Below are 22,494 nucleotides of genomic sequence, written 5' to 3'. Positions count from 1 at the left end.
GTCTGGCAATTCGTCATAATCACTTCCGTGACTAGCCCTTCGCCCCGTCCCGCATCGCCCGCCGACGCCTCTGGGAGCACCAAGACCTGGCCGACGATCCTCAGCAGGTTGACCACCGTGCAGGGCTTGTTGCCAGGTCAGGCGGCATGGGCGATGGACCAGATCATGACCGGTGCGGCGACGCCTGCGCAGATCGCCGCATTCGCGGTGTCGATGAAGATGAAGCGCCCGACCTCCGGTGAGGTCACCGAACTGGCCGACATCATGCTCAAGCATGCCCGCCGGGTGCCGACCGACGTCATCGGTAACGCCACTGTCGACATCGTGGGCACCGGCGGCGACGGCGCGAACACGGTGAACCTGTCGACGATGGCCTCGATCGTGGTGGCCGCGGCCGGGGTGCCGGTGGTCAAGCACGGCAACCGGGCGGCGTCGTCGCTGTCGGGTGGCGCCGACACCCTCGAAGCACTCGGGCTGCGTATCGACCTGGGTCCCGACGAGGTGGCGCGCAGCGTGTCCGAGGTCGGTATCGGTTTCGCGTTCGCCCCGCAGTTCCATCCGTCCTACCGGCATGCCGGGGCGGTGCGCCGGGAGATCGGGGTGCCCACCGTGTTCAACCTGCTGGGCCCGTTGACCAACCCGGCCGCCCCGCGTGCGGGTCTGATCGGCTGCGCCTGGGGCGATCTCGCCGAGGTGATGGCCGGGGTGTTCGCGACCCGCGGCGCCAGTGCGCTGGTGGTGCACGGCGACGACGGCCTCGACGAGCTGACCACCACCACGACGAGCACGATCTGGAGGGTGCAGGCCGGCACCGTCGAGCGGCTGACGTTCGACCCGGCGGCGTTCGGATTCGCGCGCGCCGAGATCTCCGAGCTGGTCGGTGGAGACGCGGAGTCGAACGCGGCGGAGGCCCGCGCGGTCCTCGGCGGGGCGAAGGGGCCGGTGCGCGACGCCGTGCTGCTCAACGCCGCGGGCGCGATGGTCGCGCACGCCGGGCTATCCAGCGACGCCAAGTGGGTTCCGGCGTGGGAGTCCGGGCTGGCCCGGGCCAAGGAGGCCATCGACTCCGGGGCGGCCGAGCAGCTGCTCGCGCGTTGGGTGCGGTTCACCCAGGCGCTCTGACGCCGGGAACTGTTCGGCGAGTTGTTCGGCGGCCACCCGCGCCGAACGTGCGGTCGCGGCCCAGCTCGCGAACCGTCCGGCCGCTGCCGCCGGGGTGCAGTAGCCGGTGTCGGCGCGCACGATCCGCACGCCCGGCTGGCTGAGCCAGCGGGCGATCAGCCCTGTCTCCTCGACGAGCGCGCCGCCGAGCGGGCCTGACTCGGGCAGCACCGCCTGCGCGGCGGCGGTCAGCGCGTCCACCACGGGCATGGGCGGCACTCCGTGGGGTGCGACGCCGGCGGCGGCGAGCCGGCCGTGCCGGACGACCGTCAGATGCCAGCCGCCGCTGCCGTCCGGCCTGGCGGCCACCAGCTCGGCGATCTCCGACAGCGCCCGCAGACGTTGGCCCCGCCACAGCACGTCGATCGCCGCGGCGGTGTGGTCGCGCAGCCGTGCCGCCGTCTCGTACCTATGTCTATGGGAGAGGTCGGCGATCACGGACAGCGCCGCCTCCAGGGGCCGGCTGCAGCGGCCGTCGATCAGCGCCTGCGCATCCCGGACCGCGGCGGCGTACGCGTCGGAGTCGGCGCCGCGCACGGCCGGGCACGGCGCCACCTCCCGTTCCGGGCATGCGGGCCCGTGCACGGCCGAGCGGCCGAGCCGTTTGGTGCACGTGCGCACCCCGGTGAACCGGGCCATCAGCGCGGCCGCCTCGGTGGCGTCGCTGCGGGACCGGAACGGGCCCACCGCGCTGTCGGTGCGCGGCGTGCGCACGGTGGAGAACCGGGGGAAGGCTTCGTCGGTCAGCGTGACCCACCACCACCGGAGCGGGAACTTCGACCGCCGGTTGTAGGGCGGTGCGTGCGCGGCCAGAAGCTGCAACTCGCGGACCCCGGCCTCCAGGTCGTGGGCGCACTCGACGTGGTCGACCCGGGTGGCCAGCGAGACCATTTCCTTGATCCGGGTGCGCGGATCGGCGCCGTTGAAGTACTGCGACACCCGGCGGCGCAGGTCTACCGCGGTCCCGACGTAGAGCACCTCGTCGGACGGCCCGCGGAACAGGTACACGCCCGGCCGGCGCGGCATCGCCCGCGCGAAGTGTCGTTTGCTGCGCTGCGCGGGGGTGACGTCGGGAAGGTAGGAACGCAGCTCGGCATAGGTGTGCACGCCCTGATTGCCGACGCGTTCGATCAGTCCGTGCAACACATCGACGGTGGCGCGGGCGTCGTCGAGCGCGCGGTGGGTCGGGGTGGTGCCCGCCCGGAACAACTGGGCCAATGCGGACAGCCGCACGCTGGGCGCCTCGTCGCGGGTGAGCACCCGGCGGGCCAGGGTCACGGTGCACAGCACCGGGGGCTTGGGCCAGGGCAGGTGATGGCGCTCGGCGGCCGCCCGCAGGAACCCGATGTCGAACCCCGCGTTGTGCGCCACCAGCACGGCGCCGCGGCAGAACTCCAGAAACGCCGGGAGCACCGCCTCGATCCGCGGCGCGTCGTAGACCATCGCCGTCGTGATGCCGGTCAGCGCGACGATCTGCGGCGGGATCGTCCGCCCCGGATCGACCAAGGTGGCGAACTCGCCGAGCACTTCGCCGCCGCGCACCTTCACGGCGCCGATCTCGGTGATCTCGTCGTGCCGCTCGCCGGTGGCGCGCCCACCGGTGGTCTCCAGGTCAACGACGACGAAGGTGGTCTCCCGCAGCATCGGGTCGGCCGACGGATCGACGTCGGCGAAGCTGAGCTGACCCATGCGAGAAACGTAGGTCCCCGGTGTGACAACGGCGGTGAGGCGGCGCCGGTGCGGCGGACTTGTCGGTGGCCGTCGATACCGTGCGCTCGACTGCGATGGAAGGACATGTGCGATGGCACATCAGCATTGGGCGGCGGGCGAGCGCGCCGACGCCGGAACGTTGAAGATCGACTGCGACGATTGCGCTGTCCGTGGGCCCGGGTGCCAGGACTGCGTGGTCAGCGTCCTGCTCGGGGTTCCGGAGACGCTGCGGGTCGACGAACGGCGGGCGCTGGAGGTGCTCGCCGAGGTCGGTCTGGCGCCGCGGCTGCGGCTCGTTCCGATCCACCGGGAGGGCAGCGCCGGCGTCGCGTGAGGACACGCGGCCCGTGACCGACCGGGCGTGTCGTGGCGAAGACTGTTAAATTTGCGTCCTCTGTTGGACAAGGCCGTTGCCGTTTCGTAACCTATCTGAGACCTAAGAGCAGTTCGATTCGGCTCGTTTCGGCAGTTGAAGGACGCATAAATCTTGAGGTTCGACCGCGCACACAGTAAGACCCGACGTACTCGGCAAACCTTCATCAGTGCGATGGCCGGTGTGGCTGTGGTTGGTGCAGTACTCGCCGGCAGCGCTTATGCGGATCCTGCTGACGACGCGCTGGCAAAGTTGACCCAGCTTTCCCGCGAGTCGGAGCAGACCACCGAGGCGATGCACTCGGCCCAGCTCGATCTGGACAACAAGCTGGCGATCCAGCAGGCGGCCGACATCAAGCACGCCGACGATCTCGCGGCCAGGGACGCGGCCACGGCGCAGCTGTCGGAGTACCAGGGCAAGGTCGACACCCTGGCCGCCGCCCAGTACATGGGCGGCCGTCCGTCGGGTTTCGAGGCGATGCTGACCGCCGCCTCGCCGCAGGGGCTGATCGACCAGATGTCCGTGCAGCGCGTGGTGGCCGGTGAGATGCAGTCGCAGATGGCCGGTTTCCGTGAGGCGGGCCATCGGGCCGAGGTCGCCGAACAGGCTTCGGCCGCCTCCGCCGCCGAGGCGAAGACCGCTGCCGAACAGGCCGCGGCCGTGCGCGCCGAGCTGCAGTCCAAGCAGAGCCAGTTGCAGACCCAGATCGCGATCGTCAAGGCACAGTACGAGGCGCTGACGCCGCAGCAGCGTGAGACGCTCGCCGCCGCGCCGCCACCTCCGCCGGTGCCCGCCGCCACACCCCTGCCGCCGGGCCAGGATCCGGCCGTGATGGCCGCGCCTCCGGTCCCCGGGGCCATCCCGCCCGGTGACGTCGCGCCGCCCGGATCGCCCGCGGCCACCACGGTCATCCAGGCCGCGCTGAGCCGCATCGGCTCGCCCTACTCGTGGGGCGGCTCCGGTCCCAGCGCCTTCGACTGCTCCGGCCTGGTGATGTGGTCGTTCCAGCAGGCCGGCATGTCGTTGCCGCACTCCAGCCAGGCGCTGGCCCGCGGCGGGCAGCCGGTGTCCAGGGATCAGATGCAGCCGGGCGATCTGGTCACCTATTACTCCGACGCGTCGCATGTCGGCATCTACATCGGCGACGGGATGATGGTGCACGCCTCCACCTACGGCACACCGGTGCGGGTCGCCCCGGTGGACAATGCGCCGATCTACAACGTTCGCCGGTACTGACACGTCCGCCGCCACCGAGAAGTCCGCGGCTCGCCGCAAGGTGGGTGCAGTACTCGGCGCGGAGTTGGTCTGCGCGGTGCTGCTGGTGAGTAACCCCCGCACGGGCCCGTCGGGTCCGCTTGAGGCCGCTCCGGTGTCGTACACGCAGTCGGTCTCGCCGGCCCCGCTCACCGTGGTGACCCCCGACGGCCGCACCGCCCGACTCGTCGACCTCGGCGCCCCGGGCGGAGCCGCGCTGCTGGAGCGCATCGCCGGCGAGTTGCCCGGCGCCACCGAGGCGGTGACCGCGTTCTGGGGTCCGCAGTGGCGCCGCGACGTCTCCGTCGTCGTCGCCGGGTCGGCCGAGCAGTTCGCGATCCTGGCCGGCGGCAGCGCCGACGTCGCGGCCACCGCCACCGCCGAGCGCATCATGTTCTCCCCGGCGGCGGGCACGATGAACGCCACCGACCTGCGGACCGTGTTGCGCCACGAACTGTTCCACTACGCGGCCAGGCCCGACACCGCCGCCGACGCACCGGTGTGGCTGACCGAGGGCGTCGCCGACTACGTCGGACGTCCGCCCGCCGCGGTCCCGCCGACCGCGGCGCCTGCGCCGCCGTCGGACGCCGAACTGGCCACCCCCGGTCCCGGACGCTCGGCCGCCTACGACCGAGCGTGGGGTTTCGCGACGTACGTGGCCGACACCTACGGCGCCGGGAAACTGCGCGCCCTGTACGCGGCGGCGTGCGGACCCGGCCACACCGACGTCGCCACCGCCGTCCGCAACGTGCTCGGCACCGACCTGAACACTCTCCTGGAAGGCGCCCGATGAGGCGGATCCTGCTCGTCACCAACGACTTTCCGCCGCGGCGCGGCGGTATCCAGTCCTACCTGGAGGCGCTCGTCGAGCATCTCGTGGCCTCCGGCGAGTACGACCTGACCGTGTACGCGCCGAAGTGGAAGGGCGCCGAGGACTACGACGAGGTCGCCGCGGCCACCGGTTACCGGGTGGTCCGTCACCCGGGGACGCTGATGGTGCCCGAGCCGACGGTGGCGCTGCGGATGCGGCGCCTGATCCGGGAACGCGACATCGACACGGTGTGGTTCGGCGCCGCCGCCCCGCTGGCGCTGCTGACCCCGCTGGCCCGGGCGGCAGGCGCGCAGCGGGTGATCGCCAGCACCCACGGCCACGAGGTCGGCTGGTCGATGTTGCCGGTGGCGCGAACGGCGTTGCGCCGCATCGGCGACGACACCGACGTCGTCACCTACATCAGCTCCTACACCCGGGGCCGGTTCGCCTCGGCGTTCGGACCGGACGCGGCGCTCGAACTCGTCCCGCCGGGGGTGGACACCGAGCGTTTCGTGCCCGACGAGGTCGCCCGCGCCGAACTGCGTGCCCGGTACGGACTGGGGGAGCGGCCGGTGGTGGTCTGCGTCTCCCGGTTGGTCCCGCGCAAGGGGCAGGACATGCTGATCCGGGCGATGCCGGCGATCCGCGACCGGGTGCCCGACGCGGCGCTGGTGATCGTCGGCGGCGGGCCCTACCGCAACTCACTGCACCGGCTGGCGCACAACTTCAAGGTGGCCGAACACGTGGTGTTCACCGACGGGGTGCCCGGCGACGAACTGCCCGCCCATCACGCGATGGCTGATGTGTTCGCGATGCCGTGCCGCACCCGCGGGGCCGGGCTGGACGTCGAGGGCCTGGGGATCGTGTACCTGGAGGCGTCCTCGACCGGCGTGCCGGTGGTGGCGGGCCGCTCCGGCGGCGCGCCGGAGACCGTCGTCGACGGACAAACCGGCTTCGTGGTCGACGGATGGGACGTCGGCGCGATCGCCGCGACCGTCGGCGACCTGCTGGCCGATCCGGCCCGCGCCGCCGCGATGGGCGCGGCGGGGCGGAAGTGGGTGCTGGACAACTGGCAGTGGAGCAGGCAGGCGCAGCGGCTGGCCCGCCTCCTGTAGCTCAGGCCTTCGCGTACAGCGCGTCGATCTCGGCCGCGAACTTCTCGGCCACCACCTTGCGCTTGACCTTCATGGTCGGGGTCAGCTCGCCGGTGTCCTCGGTGAAATCGACTGCCAGGATGCGGAACTTGCGGATCTGCTCGGCCTTGGAGACCGCCTGGTTGGCGTCGTTGATCGCGAGCTCGATCTCGGCGTGCAGGTCGGGATCGCCGGCCAGCTCGGCCACCCCGGCGCCGGCGTCCTTGCCGTGCCGTTCCTTCCAGGCGGGGAACGCCTCGACGTCGATGGTGATCAGTGCCGCGATGAACGGCTGCTGATCGCCGACCGCCATCGCCTGGCTGATCAGCGGATGCGCCCGCAACCGGTCCTCGAGGAGCGCGGGCGCGACGTTCTTGCCGCCCGCGGTCACGATGATCTCCTTCTTGCGTCCGACGATGGTCAGGAAGCCGTCGTCGTCGATGGAGCCCAGGTCACCGGTGTGGAACCAGCCGTCGGTGAACACCGCGTCGGTCTCGGCTTCGTTGCCCCAGTAGCCCTGGAACACCACGCCGCCCTTGACGAGCAGCTCGCCGTCCTCGCCGAGGCGCATGCTGTTGCCCGGCAGCAGCTTGCCGACCGACCCCACCCGCAGGTCGCCGACCCGGTTCACGGTGATCGCCGCGCTGGTCTCGGTGAGGCCGTAGCCCTCGTAGATGGACAGTCCGACGCCGCGGTAGAAGTGCCCGAGCCGGGCGCCCAGCGGGGCCCCGCCGGAGATCGCGGCGTGGCAGTGACCGCCGAGGGCCGCGCGCAGCTTGCCGTAGACGAGCTTGTCGAACACCGCGTGCTTGAGCCGCAGCCGCAGACCCGCACCGCCGGTGTCCTGCGCCTTGCTCCACTCGATCGCGGTATCCGCGGCCGCCGCGAAGATCTTGCCCTTGCCGCCGTTCTGGGCGTTCTGTTCGGCGGTGTTGTAGACCTTCTCGAACACCCTGGGCACCGACACCACCAGCGTCGGCTGGAACACCGCGAACATCGGCACCAGGTTCTTGATGTCGCTGGTGAAGCCCAGCGTGACGCCGTTGGTGAACGCGCCGATGGTCAGCGCCCGGGCCAGCACGTGGGCCAGGGGCAGGAACACCAGCAGCTTCTCGCCCTTGGCGAGCTGGTCGGGGAAGCAGGCCTTGGAGCCGCGGATCTCGTAGAGCAGGTTGGAGTGCGTCAACTGGCAGCCCTTCGGGCGGCCGGTGGTGCCCGAGGTGTAGATCAGCGTCGCGGCGTCGGAGGACCTGATCGCGGCCACCCGTTGGTCGACCGTCTCGGCGGCGACGTCTGCGCCCTGCGCGGAGAGTTCCTCGAGCGCGGGCGTCTCGCCCTCGATGCAGTACACCTTGCGCAGCGCGGGCAATGCGTCCCGCAGTTGCTCGACCCGGCCTGCGTGCGCCTGGGTCTCGACGACCGCGGCCACCGCGCCGGAGTCGGCCAGCACGAACTGGATCTGCTCGGCGGAGCTGGTCTCGTAGATCGGAACGGTCACCGCCCCGATGGACAGGATGGCGAAGTCGAGGATCGGCCATTCGTAGCGGGTCGCGGACAGCAACGCCACCCGGTCTCCGGCCTGCACGCCCTGGGCGATCAGTCCCCGCGCCGCCTCGCGGATCTGACCGGCGACCTGCGCGCTGGTGACGTCGACCCAGTTGCCGTCGACGAGTCGCTGGATGATGACGTGATCCGGATCGTCACGCTCGTGGGTGTACACGGCGGCGGCGATGTTGTCGTGCTCGTCGACGGTGAACGGTGCCGGAACGCTGAACTCGCGCGCAGTCATCGGAGTTAGAAGCCCTCTCCACTTCAAGCCGGCCCGACACAACGACGGGCCGCATACAGCCTAATAGGGCGACGTCGGCCGACTCCGGGCAACGGCCACACATATGTGAAGCTTGTCAGTCATGAACAGCATCCAGATCGCCGACGAGACGTTCGTCGCCGCCGATCCGGTCGCGGTCGGCCAGGCCGTCGCCGATCCGGCCAGCTGGTCCCGGTGGTGGCCTGACCTGCGTCTCGTCGTGGTCGAGGACCGTGGCGAGCTCGGTCACCGCTGGACGGTGACCGGCGCGCTGACCGGCACCATGGAGGTCTGGCTGGAGAAGATGCTCGACGGCGTGATCCTTCACTACTTCCTGCACGCCGAGCCGTCCGCGGTCGCTGCCCATGATCTGGCGAAGACGAACCTGGCCAAGATCAACCACCGCCGCCGGGTAGCGGGCAAGGAGATGGCCTTCGAGGTCAAGCGCAGGCTGGAGGCCGACCGTCCGGTCGGGGTGTCCAGGCTGGCCTGAAGTACGGCGGTCACGCACCCGTCGGGGGGAGTAGATTTCTGGCCAGCGACCAGACCACAGCAGGGAAGGCTCCAGTGGCGGACAAGACGGCGCAGACGATTCACATCGATGCCGAGCCCTCGACGGTGATGGACGTCATCGCCGACATCGGCTCCTACCCCGACTGGGTCGCGGAATACAAGGAGACCGAGGTCCTCGAGGTCGACGACGACGGCTACCCGAAGGTGGCCCGGCTGGTGCTGGACGCCGCGGTGCTCAAGGACACCATGGTGCTGGCCTATCAGTGGCCCGCCGACCGCGGGTCGGTGACGTGGTCCCTGGTTTCCAGCTCGTTGCTCAAGTCTCTCGACGGCGCCTATCGGCTGGAGCCGAAAGGATCGGGCACCGACGTCACCTACGAGCTGGCCGTCGACCTGGTCATTCCGATGATCGGCCTGCTCAAGCGCAAGGCCGAGCGCCGGCTCACCGACACTGCGCTGAAGGACCTGAAGAAACGAGTCGAGGCTGACTGAGCGCATGGGCGCCCCCGACGCGGGTAGCGCTCCCGGGTTGCCGCGGATCAGTCTGTTCGTCGGCAAGGGCGGGGTGGGCAAGTCGACGCTGGCGACCGCCACGGCGGTGCGCGCGGCACGGGCGGGGGCGCGGGTCCTCGTGGTGTCCACCGATCAGGCGCACTCGACCGGCGACGTGCTGGGTGTCCCCGTCGTCCCGACCGGCCTGCGGGCGCCCACCCGGGTGCTGGCCGACCTGGACACCACGGCGTCCGGCGGCGGATCGCTGGACGCGCTGGCCCTGGACACCCTGGCCCTGCTGTCGGAACGGTGGCGCACGGTCGCAGGCCCGCTCGCCGCCCGGTTCCCCGAGTCCGATGTCGGAGACATTGCACCGGAAGAGCTTTCGGCGTTGCCCGGGGTGCAGGAGGTGCTGGGCCTGCACGAGGTGGGCGAGCTCGCCGACTCCGGGGGATGGGATCTGGTGGTCGTCGACTGTGCCTCCACGGCCGACGCGATGCGCATGATGACCCTGCCCGCGACGTTCGGGCTGTACCTGGAGCGGGCGTGGCCGAGGCACCGCCGGTTGTCCGGCGCCGACGACGCGCGCTCGGCGGCGGTGGTCGACCTGCTGGAGCGGATCGGGGCCGGGACCGACCGGCTGAGCACATTGCTCACCGACGGATCGCGGGTCAGCGCCCATCTGGTCATGACGCCGGAACGGGTGGTCGCCGCGGAGGCGGTGCGCACACTCGGCGCGCTGTCGCTGATGGGCGTCAAGGTCGCCGAACTCATCGTGAACCAGGTTCTGGTGCAGGACGATTCGTTCGAATACAGCAACCTGCCGGCCCATCCGGCGTTCGACTGGTACACGGAACGGATCTCCGAGCAGAGGACCGTGCTCGCCGAGCTCGACCGGGTGATCGGCGACGTCGCGCTGGTCATGGTGCCGCACGTGTCCGGCGAGCCGATCGGGGCCAAGGCGCTCGGCGAGCTACTCGACTCGGCCCGCAGCAGGGACGGGGCGCCGCCGCCCGGTCCGCTGCGTCCGGTCGTGGACCGGGAGTCGGGCAGCGGGCTCGACGCGGTGTACCGGTTGCGGGTGGACCTGCCACAGGTCGACTCGTCGGCGCTGGCGTTGGGTAGGGTCGATGATGACCTGATCATCGGCGCCGGCGGGATGCGGCGCCGGGTGCGCCTCGCATCGGTACTGCGGCGGTGCACCGTCATCGACGCCCAGCTCCGCGGCAGCGAGCTGACGGTGCGATTCCGACCGAATCCGGAGGTGTGGCCGCGTTGAGTGGGACGCACTCCGACCTCGGGCCGGAACTCCGCCAGCTCGCCCAGTCGATCCTGGACAAGCTCGACCCCGCGGTCCGAATGGCCGCGGCGCGCGCGCAGGCGGGCGCCGGTGGTCCCGGGCGGTGCCGGCAGGTGTGGTGCCCGGTGTGTGCGCTGGCCGCACTGATCTCAGGCGAGCAGCATCCGCTGCTCGACGTGGTGGCCGAGCACAGCGTGGCGCTGTTGACGCTGCTCAAGGCGATGCTCGCGGACATCGAGAGTTCCGGGGGCGGCACGCCTCCCACCCCCGACGGGCCGCCGCCCGACGAGCCGGGCCCGCCGGATCCGGACGGCCCGCCGCCGCCCGGCCGCTACCAGCACATCCCGGTGAGCGTCGAAGAATAGGCGCAGCTGTGGTCGCAGGCACAGCGGGTGGGTAAAGTTGGCGCAGACATATCGACTGCGCCGTGGTCGATGATCCGGAGGGTCCATGTGGTACTGGCTGTTCAAGTACGTGTTGTTGGGTCCCCTGCTGGCGTTGATCGCTCGCCCGAAAATCGAAGGGGCGGAGCACATTCCGCAGGACGGTGCCGCCATCCTGGCGAGTAACCACCTCGCGGTGATGGACAGCTTCTATTTGCCGCTGCTGGTTCGTCGGCGAATCACCTTCCTGGCCAAGGCCGAATACTTCACCGGTACCGGTGTCAAGGGTCGTTTGCTCGCGTGGTTCTACACCGCGGCGGGCCAGGTGCCGATCGACCGCACCGACGCCGACAGCGCGCAAGCCGCGCTGAACACCGCCGAACGGATCCTGGGCCAGGGGAAGCTGCTCGGCATGTATCCCGAGGGCACCAGGTCGCCCGACGGCAGGTTGTTCAAGGGCAAGACCGGCCTGGCGCGGCTGGCGCTGCAGACGCAGGTTCCGGTGATTCCGGTCGCGATGATCGGCACCGACGTGGTGAACCCGCCCGGCAAGGGCCTGCGGTTCGGCCGGGTACGCGTCAAGATCGGCCCGCCAATGGATTTCAGCCGCTTCGAAGGACTGGCCGGCAACCGCTTCATCGAGCGCGCGGTCGTCGACGAGGTGATGTACGAGCTGATGCGGCTGTCCGGTCAGGAGTACGTCGACCTCTACGCGGCCGACGTCAAGCAGGGAAAAGATGATGCGGCCGGGAAGCCGCCGACCCGACTCCCCGAGGCGGCCGCCGGCTGAGCCGGCAATCAGGCTGCGCCGGCTGAGCTCTAGGCCTTGACGGCTTCCGTGGGCTGGGCGGGTGCCGGGCTGCGGCCGAGGCTGCGGAACGACACGGTCGCGCACGCGACGATCACCGCGAGCGCCCACCACAGGTAGGACGAGCCGGCGAGCTGTCGCCACAGTGAGGCCGTGGTCTCGCGGTGCTCGGGCAGCAGCGAGATCGGTGTCCACACCATCAGCGCCAGCCCGATCAGCGACACCGCGGCGAGGACGGGATTGCGCAGCCGGAAGGCGAGCACCCCGGTGACGAGCACCGTGGGCAGCGCCCACACCCAGTGATGCGACCACGACACGGGGGAGACGGCCAGGCCGAACATCGCCACCGCGACCAGGGCCAGCACCGGCTGCCCGGCACGCAGCGCCGCCCGCGCCGCCCACACGGTGAGGGCCAGGACGGCGAAGCACAACGCCACCCACACGAAGAAACGCTCACCCTCGCCGAGGCCCAGCCGGGCCAGCGCGCCGGCGATGTTCTGGTTGGTGTTCAGCGTCGCGGTGCCGATGCGGTCGGTGTTGCGGACCGTCTCGGTCCAGTACTCCCAGGAATCCCGCCAGGCCAGTGCGAATCCGGCCAGCGTCGCCACCACCGCCGACGCCGCGGTGACCAGCAGCGCACGGGTGTCCCGGCGCAGCAGGAAGTAGAGCAGGAACACCGCCGGGGTCAGCTTCACCGCGATCGCCAGGCCCAGCAGCATGCCCCGGGGCCACGGTGTGCGGCGCGGCACGCAGTCGGCGATCACCAGCGTCATCAACACGACGTTGATCTGGCCGAAGTCGAAATTGGAGCGCAGCGGCTCCAGGTAGAGCACTGCGGGAGCGACGATCGCCGCGGCCAACCAGCACCGGCGCATCCAGGCCGGTTCGCCGGTGATCCGGGAGTCGGGCCAGACGTCGAGCCGGGTCAGCACGATCACCGTGGAGACCAGCAGCAGGATCAGCGTGGTCAGTGTGATCGCCACGCTGGCCGCCTCCAGCGACAGCATCGCGAACGGCGCGAACGCCGCCGCGGCCAGCGGCGGATAGGTGAACGGCAGTTCCAGCCCACCCCTGGTCTGGAACATGGCCCCGTCCGCGTAGAGCGACTGTCCGTCGAGCCAGGCGCGGCCGCCCATCCGGTAGACGTCGATGTCGATGCGGTAGGGGACGTGGCCGAGGAGGCGCCAGCCCGCCGCGACCAGCGCCGCGAGCGTCAGAATCTGGAACAGCCGCCACGCCAGCGTGGGCTTCCAACCAGGCCCACCGGGCGACTGCTGATTACTCATGTCGCCGACCAGACTATCGGTGCCCGACGGCGCGTCGTCGGGTATCCCGGCCGTGCCACCCGCAGGTCGGCGTAAGTTTTCTGCGTGCGCCCGGACCTGAACCTCGACTTGAGCTTGTCGATCCACATCCCGCCGTCGCGGGTGCCGCTGGTCTGCTGCCTGGTCGCGTTCATCCTGACGTTCGCCATCACCCGCACCATCGTTCGGTACATCCGCAGCCATGCCGACAGCGACGCGCCCCGCAAATGGTGGCAGCCGCGCAACATCTCGGCCGGCGACGGCCTGCACATCCACCATGTGGTGATCGGCGTGATTCTGGTCATGGTCTCCGGCATCGCGATGGTGACCCTTGCGGTCGACGGTGGGGTACCCGAGTTCACCGCCGCGTCAATCCTTTTCGGGATCGGGGCGGCGCTGGTGCTCGACGAGTTCGCGCTGATCCTGCACCTGTCCGACGTGTACTGGTCCGAGGACGGGCGCACCTCGGTGGATGCCGTGTTCGTCGCGGTCGCGGTCGCGGGCCTGCTCATCATGGGATTCAGTCCGCTGTCGTTCTTCGACGTCGGGATCTGGCAGAACGATCATTCGGTCGCTGCCCGCACGGTCGTGGTGGTGGCCGCGGTGCTGACCCTGGCGCTGGCGGTCGTGGTGTTGCTCAAGGGCAAGGTGTGGACCGGACTGGTGGGGATGTTCATCACGCCGTTGCTGTTCGTCGGCGCGATCCGGCTGTCGCGGCCGCACGCGCCGTGGGCACGCTGGCGCTACACCGCGCGGCCGCGCAAGATGCACCGTGCGTTGGAACGGGAGCGCTGGCTGCGCCGGCCGGTCGTGCAGGCGAAACTGTGGTTGCAGGATGCGATCGCCGGAATGCCGAAGTTCCCCGACGACGCGCTGGTCGACGAGCAACTCGACCGTGAGATCCACGCCGCGCCCGCACCGGGCGAGCCCGCCGAACAGAAAGCCTCCTGACTTGCGGTACTTCTACGACACGGAGTTCATCGACAACGGCCACACCATCGAGCTGATCTCCATCGGGGTCGCCGCCGAGGACGGTCGCGAATACTATGCGATCTCAACGGAATTCGATCCCGATCGGGCCGGCCGCTGGGTGCGCAAGAACGTGCTGCCGAAGCTGCCGTCACCGGCCTCGCCGCTGTGGCGTTCACGCAGGCAGATCCGGGCGGAGCTGGAGGACTTCTTCGGCGTCGACGGCGACGAGCCGATCGAGCTGTGGGCCTGGGTGGGCGCCTACGACCACGTGGTGCTGTGCCAGCTGTGGGGGCCGATGACCGACCTGCCGCCGGCGATGCCGCGCTTCACCCGGGAGCTGCGTCAGTTCTGGGAGGACCGCGGCAGCCCGCGGATGCCACCCCGTCCGCGCGACGCGCACGACGCGCTCGTCGACGCCAAGCACAACCTGTTCCGCTACCGGTTGATGACCGAGAGCGGTTTTGCGGCGCAGTTACCATAAACGGGTGAACTGGACCGTCGACGTACCCATCGACCAGCTGCCTGCGCTCCCGCCGCTGCCCGAGGACCTGCGGCAGCGCCTCGACGCCGCGCTGGCCAGGCCGGGCACTGCAGCAGCCGTCCTGGGACGCCGGCCAGGCCGCGGCGATGCGCAAGGTGCTGGAGAGCGTGCCGCCCGTCACGGTGCCGTCCGAGATCGAGAAGCTGAAGCGCCAGCTGGCCGACGTGGCCCGCGGTGAGGCGTTCCTGCTGCAGGGCGGCGACTGCGCCGAGACCTTCGCCGACAACACCGAACCGCACATCCGCGCCAACATCCGCACGTTGCTGCAGATGGCGGTGGTGTTGACCTACGGCGCGAGCATGCCGGTGGTCAAGGTGGCCCGGATCGCGGGGCAGTACGCCAAGCCGCGGTCGGCCGACGTCGACGCGCTGGGTCTGAAGTCCTACCGCGGCGACATGGTCAACGGGTTCGCTCCCGACGCCGCGGTCCGCCAGCACGATCCGTCGCGTCTGGTGCGCGCCTATGCCAACGCCAGCGCCGCGATGAACCTGGTGCGCGCGCTGACGTCGTCGGGGATGGCCTCGCTGCGCCAGGTGCACGACTGGAACCGGGAGTTCGTGCGCACGTCGCCGGCCGGGGCACGGTACGAGGCGCTGGCGGCGGAGATCGACCGCGCGCTGCACTTCATGAGCGCGTGCCGGGTCGACGACCGCAACCTCGACACCGCCGAGATCTACGCAAGCCACGAAGCCCTCGTCCTCGACTACGAGCGGGCCATGCTCCGGATGCACCGCGAGGACGAGCAGGAAGCCAAGCTTTACGACCTGTCGGCGCACTACGTGTGGATCGGCGAGCGCACCCGCCAGCTCGACGGCGCGCATGTCGCGTTCGCCGAGGTCATCGCGAATCCCATCGGTATCAAGATCGGCCCGACCACGTCACCGGAACTGGCGGTCGAGTACGTCGAGCGGCTGGACCCGCACAATGAGGCGGGCCTGGCTCACACTGGTCAGCCGGATGGGCAACCACAAGGTGCGCGACGTGCTGCCCGCGATCATCGAGAAGGTGCAGGCGTCGGGTCATCAGGTGATCTGGCAGTGCGATCCGATGCACGGCAACACCCACGAGTCCTCGACCGGGTACAAGACCCGGCATTTCGACCGCATCGTCGACGAGGTGCAGGGCTTCTTCGAGGTGCACCACGCGCTCGGCACCCACCCGGGCGGCATCCACGTCGAGATCACGGGTGAGAACGTGACCGAGTGTCTCGGTGGCGCACAGGACATCTCGGACACCGACCTGGCCGGCCGCTACGAGACGGCGTGCGACCCGCGGCTGAACACGCAGCAGTCGCTGGAGTTGGCGTTCCTGGTCGCGGAGATGCTGCGCGGCTGAGCGGTCAGAGCAGGTTGCTCAGGTTGGTGCCGAGCGTCCACGCTCCGGCGGCGGCCAGACCGGCCAGCGTGATCACCGCGACCACCCAGAAGAACAGCACCCGCCGCGACCGCTGGCGCGCCCAGTAGAACTCCTCGAGGTCGATTCCGGCGAATCGCCCTGTGCTCGGGAACAATTCGTCCATCTCGTCGTCGTCCTCGGCGTCGATGGGCAGTTCGTCGCGGCTGAACACCTTGGTGTCCCGACCGCCCGGTCGGGCGTTGTCGAGGTTCACGGTGGCGTCGTGGGCGTTCTGCGCGCGTTCGGTCAGCGTGGTCGCCGAGTTGTGCGACGCCGAGTTGCGGGGCGCCGGCACCCGGAAATAGGGGAGGTCGAGTTCGCGGACGATGATGTCGAGTTGTTCGGCCATCTCGCCCGCGTCGGCGAACCTGCCGGCCGGATCGCGCGCGGTCGCACACTCCACCAGATCGTCGAACTGCCGTGGCACGCCGCGGATCGCGGCACTGGGCGGCGGAACGTCGCGCTCCAGCCGCTGATAGGCGACGGTCAGTGCGGAGTCGCCGGTGAACGGGGTGCGCCCGGTCAGCAGCTCGTAGACCAGGATCCCGACGGAATAGACGTCACCGCGGGCATCGGTGTCGCCGGTGGCGACCTGCTCGGGGGACAGGTAGGCCGCAGTGCCCAGGATCACGCTGGTTGAGGTGATCTTGGCCTCGGCGACCGCGCGGACCAGACCGAAGTCGGCGATCTTGACGTCGCCGTCGTCACTGATCAGTACGTTCTCGGGTTTGATGTCGCGGTGCACCAGCCCCGCCGAGTGCGCCGCGGCGAGCCCGCCGAGCACCGGTCGCAGCACCGCGGCCACGGCGTGCGGCGGCATCGGGCCGCGTTCGCGCAGCAGCTCGCGCAGCGTGCCGCCCTCGATCAGCTCCATCACCAGGAACGGGTGCCTACCGTCGATGCCCTGGTCGTACACCGCCACCAGGCCGGGGTCTTTGAGCCGGGCCACCGCGCGCGCCTCGCGCTGGAACCGGGTCAGGAAGTCCTCGTCGCCCGCGTAGCGGGAGTCCATGATCTTCAGTGCGACCGGCCGGTCCAGCCGCAGATCCAGCCCGCGGTACACCCCGGACATCCCGCCGGTGGCGATCAGCGTGTCCACCCGGTAGCGACCTTCCAGCACGGTCCCCGACAGCGGGCCGGCAGGCTGGTAGGTCTCCATCGGATTCATGTTACGAGCCGGATTCCCAGTGCTCGCCCCGCCGAGCCGCAAGCGGCGTCGAACCGTGACCGCGTTGGTCCTAGACTTTGTGCGATGAGCAGCATTCCGACTGCCGAGGATGTCCTCGATCCCGACGAGCCCGTCTACGACCTCCCCACGGTGGCCCAGTTGTTGGGCACCGCGGTGACCAAGGTCCATCAGCAGCTCCGCGACGGACACCTGGTCGCGGTGCGGCGCGGCGGGATCATCGTGGTGCCCGAGGCGTTCTTCGATTCCGACGGGCACGTCGTCAGGAGCCTGCCCGGGCTCCTGGTGGTGCTGCGCGACGGCGGCTACACGCAATCAGAGATCATCCGCTGGCTGTTCACGCCGGACCCGACGCTGACGATCCGGCGCGACGGCTCGACCGAAGAGGTGGTCAACGCCCGGCCGGTCGATGCGCTGCACTCGCATCAGGCCCGTGAGGTGGTTCGTCGCGCGCAGGCGATGGCGTACTGACCGCGTCGGCGGGGCTCTCCGGGGCCTTGGCCAGCCAATACCAGGCCGCCGCCGCGCAGGCCAGGGACAGCAGCACGTGACCCCATGAGTACATGCCGTGCGCGCCGTCGGGTCGCCAGATCACGGTGATCCAGGTGGAGAACGCGGCGATCAGCGCGATCGACCGCCTGGAGGTGGCCAGCGCGGCGATGACCGCCAGCGGCCATGTGTAGTACCAGGGCAGCGCCGCGGGGACGAACAGCACGACCACGGCCATCAGCAGCGCGATGCCCTTCAGCGCGTCCCGGTCGGAGTGGCGGTAACGCCACCACAGCACCGGCGCCGAGATCGCGATGATCCCGATCCCGATGATGCGGGTGGTCTCCAGCACCGCGTAGAAGTTCACGGGCAGGACGAGGCCGACGACAGAGTTGACGAGGTTGGCGGTCGCGGTCGGGATGGTCAGCCAGTTGATGATCTTCACCGAACCGGCGAGCGCGGTCAGCCAGCCCAATCCGACACCGGCGGCCAGCGACAGCACCGCGAACACCGCGACGAAGACGACCACCGAGCCGGCCGCCGCGACCGCGAAGGACTTCGCCGGCGAGAAGCCGCGGCGCTCGCGCAGCGCGCGGGCCCACACCCACACCATGAAGGGAAGCGCCAGTCCCGCGGTGGCCTTCACCGCGACGGCGACGGCGATCAGGGTGACGCCCCCGATGTTGCGCCCGGCCAGGCACAGCGCGATGCCTGCGGCCATCAGCCCGACCATCAGCATCTCGTTGTGCACGCCACCCATCAGGTGGATGATCACCAGCGGGTTGAGCACGCAGATCCACAGCGCGGCGGGCCCGTTGCCGCCGACACGGCGGGCGATCCGCGGCGCGGCCCAGATCAGTAGCGCCAGGCCGGGCAGCATGCACAGGCGCAGCAGCATGGTCCCTGCCACGACGTCGTCGCCGACCAGCATCGTGACGAACTTCGCGACCAGGATGAACGCCGGCCCGTACGGCGCGGTGGTCGTCGTCCAGATGGGACTGACGTTGTCCAGCAACGAGTTCACGTTGACCACCGGCCCGACCACGTACGGGTCGAAGCCGTCGCGCAGCAGTGCGCCCTGGGCCAGGTAGGAGTACGTGTCGCGGCTGAACACCGGAACGCTGAGCAGCAGCGGAGCCAGCCAGAACGCGGTGGTCGCCCTCATCGTGTACTCGGAGGCGGTGCGGTCCACGACCCGGCGGCCCAGCCACAGCCACGCCAGCAGCATCAGCGCCACCCCGGTCCACAGCAGTAGCGAGGACACCACCAGTCCGTGCCCGAACCGCAGCCACGACATGTGCATCGACTCCAGCAGCGGGTCGTGGAGTCGGGTGCTGCCGGCGCCGGTGGCGCCGACGGTGATCAGCACCGCGCCGAGGGCGCCGACCAGCGCGGGCCGTGCCTGTGGGGACAGCGTGAAGTCTCTGAGGCGCCGCAGGTGTGCCGACAGGTCGGTGCGCGGGGCCGTGGTGGGTGTCGTCATGCTCCTAGGCGGACCGGTTCGCGGCCAATCTGGCGAGCTCGCTCAGCCCGGCCTTGGCCTGGAGGTCGATGGGCGCGGTGTCGAGGATCTCCAGCGCCCGCCGGGTCAGGGTGCCGATGCGGCGTTCGACGGCGGCCAGCGCGCCGACCGATTCGATCGCCAGGCACAGCTCCTTGACCTGAACCTCGGTCAGTTCGGTGCCGACCGAGCCGCGCAGCAGCTCGGCGGCGACGGGATCGCTCTTCTCCGCGAGCTGGATCGACTCGGCGAGCAGCACGGTGCGCTTGCCCGACCTCAGGTCGTCGCCGGACGGTTTGCCCGTCACGGCGGGATCGCCGAACACGCCTAGGACGTCGTCGCGCAGCTGGAACGCCACCCCGAGGTTGGTGCCGAGCTCGTGGAACGCCGACAGCACCTCGGGGCAGTCGGCGGCCGCGGCGGCGCCGAGTTGCAGGGGACGCGAGATCGTGTACGACGCGGTCTTGTAGATGTTCACGGTCAGCGCGGCCTCGACGGTTTCTGCGCCGGTGGCCTCGTTGACGATGTCGAGGTATTGGCCGCCGAGCACCTCGGTGCGGATGGCGCTCCACACCCGTTGCACGCGGCGGTGCGCGTCGGGGCCGATGTCGGCGCCGGCGACGATGTCGTCGGCCCACACCAGCGCGACGTCCCCGAGCAGGATCGCCGCGGACAGGCCGAACTGCTCCGAGGAGCCCAGCCAGTGGTTGTCGCGGTGGCGGTCGGCGAAGATCCGGTGCACGGTCGGCAGCCCCCGCCGGGTGGCGGAGGCGTCGATCACGTCGTCGTGGACGAGCGCGCAGGCCTGCAGCAGCTCGAGCGCCGAGAACAGTCGCAGCACCTCGGGACCTGGTTCCGTTCCGGCGACCGCGCGCCAGCCCCAGTACGCGAAGGCCGGTCGCAGGCGTTTGCCGCCGCGCAACACGAACTCCTCGACGGCCTCGGTCAGCACCGAGTAGTCCGCGCCGATGTACGCCGCATCCCGGCGGCGCTCGTGCAGGTATTCACGCAGCTGTTCGGTGACGGCCGCTGCCAGCTCGGCGGCTGACGGTGCCGATGCATCCACGCTCAGCGGGCGCCCCTTTCACTATGTGCTAAAGCCCCCGACTGCTCAGCGTAGAGCCTGTGACCCCGGAGGGAGAACGTCAGGGTTGGCGCGCCGGGTCCGGCGCGTCGCCGGGCTTGGGCGACTGGTCCCGGTTCGCGTAGGCCAGCCACCCGACGGCGGCGGCGACCAGCAGCGACGCGAGCCCGAGCCAGATCGCCGCGCCGGTGAACGACCGGGCGCTGGGGTCGGTGTAGCGGGCCTGCGCGTTCATCGTGCTGACGACTCCTGGGCGCATCTTCCACTCGACGACCGAGGATGAGATCTGGTCGCCGTTGGTGGAGGTGACCTCGCCGGGGAACGCGACCGACAACGACACGTCGGCCTCGGGGTCGCTCAGTGAGGTCAGGTCCGCCCGGCCTTCCAGGATCACCAGGTCGCCTGCCCGGCGCAGCGAGATGTCCACGCCCGCGGCGTCGCGGCTCATGCTGGCCAGCTGCGGCAGTTCGGCGAAGGTCAGGTCGGAGAACACGGCCTGCGAACCGACGAAGTCGTCGCGGCTGTACTCGGACACCGCGACCTTCTGCGCGAACGGCAGGTTGTTGAGCAGCTGCGGGCCCTTGTCGTCGTCGTCGCGGGGGATGGCCGCCGCGACGATCTGTCCGGACACCCGGTCGTCGGGGGAGACGGTGATCGAGGCCCGCACGCGCACGCAGCCGATCAGCGACGGCGCGACGACCAGCAGGAGCAACACCAGCGCCAGCAGGCGTCTGCGGGTGCGTTGACGGGTCAGCACCCGGTCATCGTGCCAGATCGGGTCCGGATCACAGCGGTAGCGCGCGGCCCAGGATGGCGAACGCGCGCGGATCGCCGGCGAAGTGGTAGCCGCGGATGATGTCGGTGAAGCCCAGTCGGCGGTAAAGCCGCCAGGCCCGGTTGTCCTCGCCGATGATCTCCGGGGTGGACAGCAGCACGTGCTGCTCGGGTCGGTCGTCGAGCAGTCGGCGGATCAGCGCCTCACCGAGCCCCTGCCCCTGCGCGCGGGGATGGATGTGCAGTTCGGTCAGTTCGAAGTAGCTCTTCATCAGCTCGGCGATGTCGCTGCGGTCGGCGCCGTTGCGCTGCAGGCCGGACACCACTTGTTGCTGCCACCACTGGTCGGGGGCACCGCAGTAGCCGTAGGCGATGCCGAGCATCGGGGCGGATCCGGGAGCCTCTGGGGTGCCGGCCACCTCGGCGGAGTCGGGCACCTCGATCGCCGCGACGGCCTTCCAGCCGCGTCGGCGAATGTGCTCGAGCCACATCGACGCGCGCTGATCCTCGGTGCCGCGCGGGTAACGCATGGCGTCCACGTACACCGCCAAAGCGTCGCCGAGGCGCTGTTGCATATCGCCGGGCGACAGATCGATCAGACGTGCCGCCAAGTGTCTGCCCCTCCTGAAGGTGAACGTGTGGCCGAGACCCATTATCGGCCGGACGGCAGAACCGGCAGGGGATGGGCGAGGCAGTGACCGCCGCGAGCGGCGCACGTCATAGAATCGTGCAGCGAACTAGGTGGTACGGCTCAGATCGACCTCGTATCATTACTGTTAAGTGTCCGTACTCGCGGGCATCCGACACTCCGACGACTGCGACGCCCCCACGGCAAGAGGGAGGGACGAATGCCACTCTCCGATCATGAGCAGCGCATGCTCGACCAGATCGAGAGCGCGCTCTATGCCGAGGACCCGAAGTTCGCGTCGAGCGTTCGTGGCGGGACTCTGCGCGCACCGTCGACTCGCCGCCGCCTGCAGGGCGCGGCGTTGTTCGTGCTCGGGCTGGCGATGCTGGTTGCCGGTGTGGCGTGGAACGCGACCTGGATCGGCAGCCTGCCCGTGCTGTCGGTGATCGGCTTCATCATCATGTTCGGCGGCGTGATCTTCGCGATCACCGGCCCGACCGTGGCCAAGGGTGACCGGGCGGCCGGCGAAGGCGGAGCGACCCGGCCCAACAAGCGGGTCAAGGGTGGCGGCGGGTCGTTCACCAGCCGGATGGAAGACCGCTTCCGGCGCCGGTTCGACGAGTGATTCCGACTTTCTGATCAGGGGCAGCCCATAGGGCTGCCCCTTCTTTTTTGCCCCACAACGCTTTTTTGCCCCACTACGCCCCACCGGCCCCGCGGTGCCGAAGCGCCGCTGTGAGCTGGCGTTTTTCTGCGCCTGCGGGGGGTCGGTGCCGGCTCGGTGGCGTGCTGATCCCCTGCGTTCCCCTCGGAGTGGGGCGTGGGACAACACTCGCGGGGAGATTTGGAGCAAAGTGGGGGATTGTGGGGTAAAG

21 protein-coding genes and 2 pseudogenes are annotated in these 22,494 nt (G+C 70.1%); 15 read left to right on the top strand and 8 right to left on the bottom strand.

The genetic code is table 11. From position 1 onward, the window contains the following. Positions 1–27 precede the first annotated feature (27 nt). Positions 28–1,122, top strand: a complete 1,095-nt coding sequence (gene trpD / locus C6A87_RS17010; RefSeq protein ID WP_311113365.1) for an anthranilate phosphoribosyltransferase — start codon at positions 28–30, stop codon at positions 1,120–1,122. Here trpD and C6A87_RS17005 read toward each other — a convergent pair. After that, positions 1,060–2,850: pseudogene (locus C6A87_RS17005) on the bottom strand (DEDD exonuclease domain-containing protein); the annotation flags it as partial. The gene trpD and the pseudogene C6A87_RS17005 overlap by 63 nt on opposite strands. 112 nt (positions 2,851–2,962) lie before the next feature. Here C6A87_RS17005 and C6A87_RS17000 point away from each other — a divergent pair. The 4 genes from C6A87_RS17000 (at position 2,963) to C6A87_RS16985 (ending at position 6,424) form a co-directional block, all read left to right on the top strand. After that, positions 2,963–3,205, top strand: a complete 243-nt coding sequence (locus tag C6A87_RS17000; protein ID WP_311113364.1) for a hypothetical protein — start codon at positions 2,963–2,965, stop codon at positions 3,203–3,205. A 153-nt stretch (positions 3,206–3,358) separates the two neighbouring features. Then, complete coding sequence (gene ripC / locus C6A87_RS16995) at positions 3,359–4,480, top strand: peptidoglycan hydrolase RipC (protein WP_311113363.1); 1,122 nt, start codon at positions 3,359–3,361, stop codon at positions 4,478–4,480. Further along, on the top strand, positions 4,449–5,291 hold the full coding sequence (locus C6A87_RS16990) for a peptidase (protein ID WP_311113362.1): 843 nt from the start codon (positions 4,449–4,451) through the stop codon (positions 5,289–5,291). Before ripC ends, C6A87_RS16990 begins: the two co-directional genes overlap by 32 nt. Further along, positions 5,288–6,424, top strand: coding sequence for a glycosyltransferase family 4 protein (locus tag C6A87_RS16985; RefSeq protein ID WP_311113361.1), 1,137 nt, complete (start codon positions 5,288–5,290; stop codon positions 6,422–6,424). Before C6A87_RS16990 ends, C6A87_RS16985 begins: the two co-directional genes overlap by 4 nt. Before the next feature lies 1 nt (position 6,425). Here the strand turns inward: C6A87_RS16985 and C6A87_RS16980 are convergent, their stop codons facing one another. Next, positions 6,426–8,231: a long-chain fatty acid--CoA ligase gene (locus C6A87_RS16980; RefSeq protein ID WP_311113360.1), complete on the bottom strand. Its 1,806-nt coding sequence runs from the start codon at positions 8,229–8,231 to the stop codon at positions 6,426–6,428. A gap of 121 nt (positions 8,232–8,352) precedes the next feature. Between C6A87_RS16980 and C6A87_RS16975 the strand changes: the two genes are divergently transcribed. From C6A87_RS16975 to C6A87_RS16955, 5 genes are all read left to right on the top strand, one after another. Beyond that, the gene (locus C6A87_RS16975) at positions 8,353–8,742 is read left to right on the top strand and encodes a polyketide cyclase / dehydrase and lipid transport (RefSeq protein ID WP_311113359.1); all 390 of its coding nucleotides are present in this window, start codon (positions 8,353–8,355) and stop codon (positions 8,740–8,742) included. Between the two features lie 74 nt (positions 8,743–8,816). Beyond that, positions 8,817–9,254 carry an SRPBCC family protein gene (locus C6A87_RS16970; RefSeq protein WP_311113358.1) on the top strand — a complete coding sequence of 146 codons (438 nt, stop codon included), beginning with the start codon at positions 8,817–8,819 and terminating at the stop codon, positions 9,252–9,254. A 4-nt stretch (positions 9,255–9,258) separates the two neighbouring features. Further along, a complete protein-coding gene (locus C6A87_RS16965; RefSeq protein WP_311113357.1) occupies positions 9,259–10,533 on the top strand; it encodes an ArsA family ATPase in 1,275 nt (424 codons plus the stop codon). Beyond that, positions 10,530–10,919, top strand: coding sequence for a hypothetical protein (locus tag C6A87_RS16960; protein ID WP_311113356.1), 390 nt, complete (start codon positions 10,530–10,532; stop codon positions 10,917–10,919). The genes C6A87_RS16965 and C6A87_RS16960 overlap by 4 nt, the downstream gene beginning before the upstream one ends. A gap of 85 nt (positions 10,920–11,004) precedes the next feature. Continuing rightward, positions 11,005–11,727, top strand: coding sequence for a lysophospholipid acyltransferase family protein (locus C6A87_RS16955; RefSeq protein ID WP_311113355.1), 723 nt, complete (start codon positions 11,005–11,007; stop codon positions 11,725–11,727). Positions 11,728–11,756: 29 nt separating this feature from the next. On the opposite strand, the gene C6A87_RS16950 is transcribed toward C6A87_RS16955, so the two are convergent. Beyond that, on the bottom strand, positions 11,757–13,031 hold the full coding sequence (locus C6A87_RS16950) for a glycosyltransferase 87 family protein (protein WP_311113354.1): 1,275 nt from the start codon (positions 13,029–13,031) through the stop codon (positions 11,757–11,759). Between the two features lie 84 nt (positions 13,032–13,115). Here C6A87_RS16950 and C6A87_RS16945 point away from each other — a divergent pair, with 84 nt between their 5' ends. From C6A87_RS16945 to C6A87_RS16935, 3 genes and pseudogenes are all read left to right on the top strand, one after another. Next, positions 13,116–14,000 (top strand): hypothetical protein, encoded by an 885-nt coding sequence (locus C6A87_RS16945; protein WP_311113353.1) that lies wholly within the window; start codon positions 13,116–13,118, stop codon positions 13,998–14,000. A 1-nt stretch (position 14,001) separates the two neighbouring features. Continuing rightward, on the top strand, positions 14,002–14,502 hold the full coding sequence (locus tag C6A87_RS16940; RefSeq protein WP_311113352.1) for a polyadenylate-specific 3'-exoribonuclease AS: 501 nt from the start codon (positions 14,002–14,004) through the stop codon (positions 14,500–14,502). Between the two features lie 4 nt (positions 14,503–14,506). Beyond that, positions 14,507–15,897, top strand: a pseudogene (locus C6A87_RS16935) (class II 3-deoxy-7-phosphoheptulonate synthase). Between the two features lie 4 nt (positions 15,898–15,901). Here the strand turns inward: C6A87_RS16935 and C6A87_RS16930 are convergent. Next, on the bottom strand, positions 15,902–17,116 hold the full coding sequence (locus tag C6A87_RS16930; protein WP_396836886.1) for a protein kinase domain-containing protein: 1,215 nt from the start codon (positions 17,114–17,116) through the stop codon (positions 15,902–15,904). Between the two features lie 93 nt (positions 17,117–17,209). Between C6A87_RS16930 and C6A87_RS16925 the strand changes: the two genes are divergently transcribed. Then, complete coding sequence (locus tag C6A87_RS16925; protein ID WP_311113350.1) at positions 17,210–17,614, top strand: Rv2175c family DNA-binding protein; 405 nt, start codon at positions 17,210–17,212, stop codon at positions 17,612–17,614. Here C6A87_RS16925 and C6A87_RS16920 read toward each other — a convergent pair. From C6A87_RS16920 to C6A87_RS16905, 4 genes are all read right to left on the bottom strand, one after another. Then, on the bottom strand, positions 17,535–19,115 hold the full coding sequence (locus tag C6A87_RS16920) for an alpha-(1->6)-mannopyranosyltransferase A (protein ID WP_311113349.1): 1,581 nt from the start codon (positions 19,113–19,115) through the stop codon (positions 17,535–17,537). The two genes, C6A87_RS16925 and C6A87_RS16920, sit on opposite strands and share 80 nt — an antisense overlap. A 4-nt stretch (positions 19,116–19,119) precedes the next feature. Continuing rightward, positions 19,120–20,199 carry a bifunctional (2E,6E)-farnesyl/geranyl diphosphate synthase gene (idsA2, locus tag C6A87_RS16915; protein ID WP_311113348.1) on the bottom strand — a complete coding sequence of 360 codons (1,080 nt, stop codon included), beginning with the start codon at positions 20,197–20,199 and terminating at the stop codon, positions 19,120–19,122. 79 nt (positions 20,200–20,278) lie between these two features. Then, a complete protein-coding gene (locus tag C6A87_RS16910; protein WP_311113347.1) occupies positions 20,279–20,974 on the bottom strand; it encodes an LppM family (lipo)protein in 696 nt (231 codons plus the stop codon). A gap of 28 nt (positions 20,975–21,002) precedes the next feature. After that, complete coding sequence (locus C6A87_RS16905; protein WP_311113346.1) at positions 21,003–21,602, bottom strand: GNAT family N-acetyltransferase; 600 nt, start codon at positions 21,600–21,602, stop codon at positions 21,003–21,005. Positions 21,603–21,839: 237 nt separating this feature from the next. Between C6A87_RS16905 and C6A87_RS16900 the strand changes: the two genes are divergently transcribed. Continuing rightward, positions 21,840–22,244 carry a DUF3040 domain-containing protein gene (locus C6A87_RS16900; RefSeq protein ID WP_311113345.1) on the top strand — a complete coding sequence of 135 codons (405 nt, stop codon included), beginning with the start codon at positions 21,840–21,842 and terminating at the stop codon, positions 22,242–22,244. The last annotated feature ends 250 nt before the right edge of the window (positions 22,245–22,494 follow it).

This window comes from Mycobacterium sp. ITM-2016-00317 (assembly GCF_002968295.1).
Lineage (GTDB): Bacteria > Actinomycetota > Actinomycetes > Mycobacteriales > Mycobacteriaceae > Mycobacterium.
Note: the sequence above shows the minus strand (reverse complement) of the source record. Positions and strands in the feature narration are given on the sequence as shown.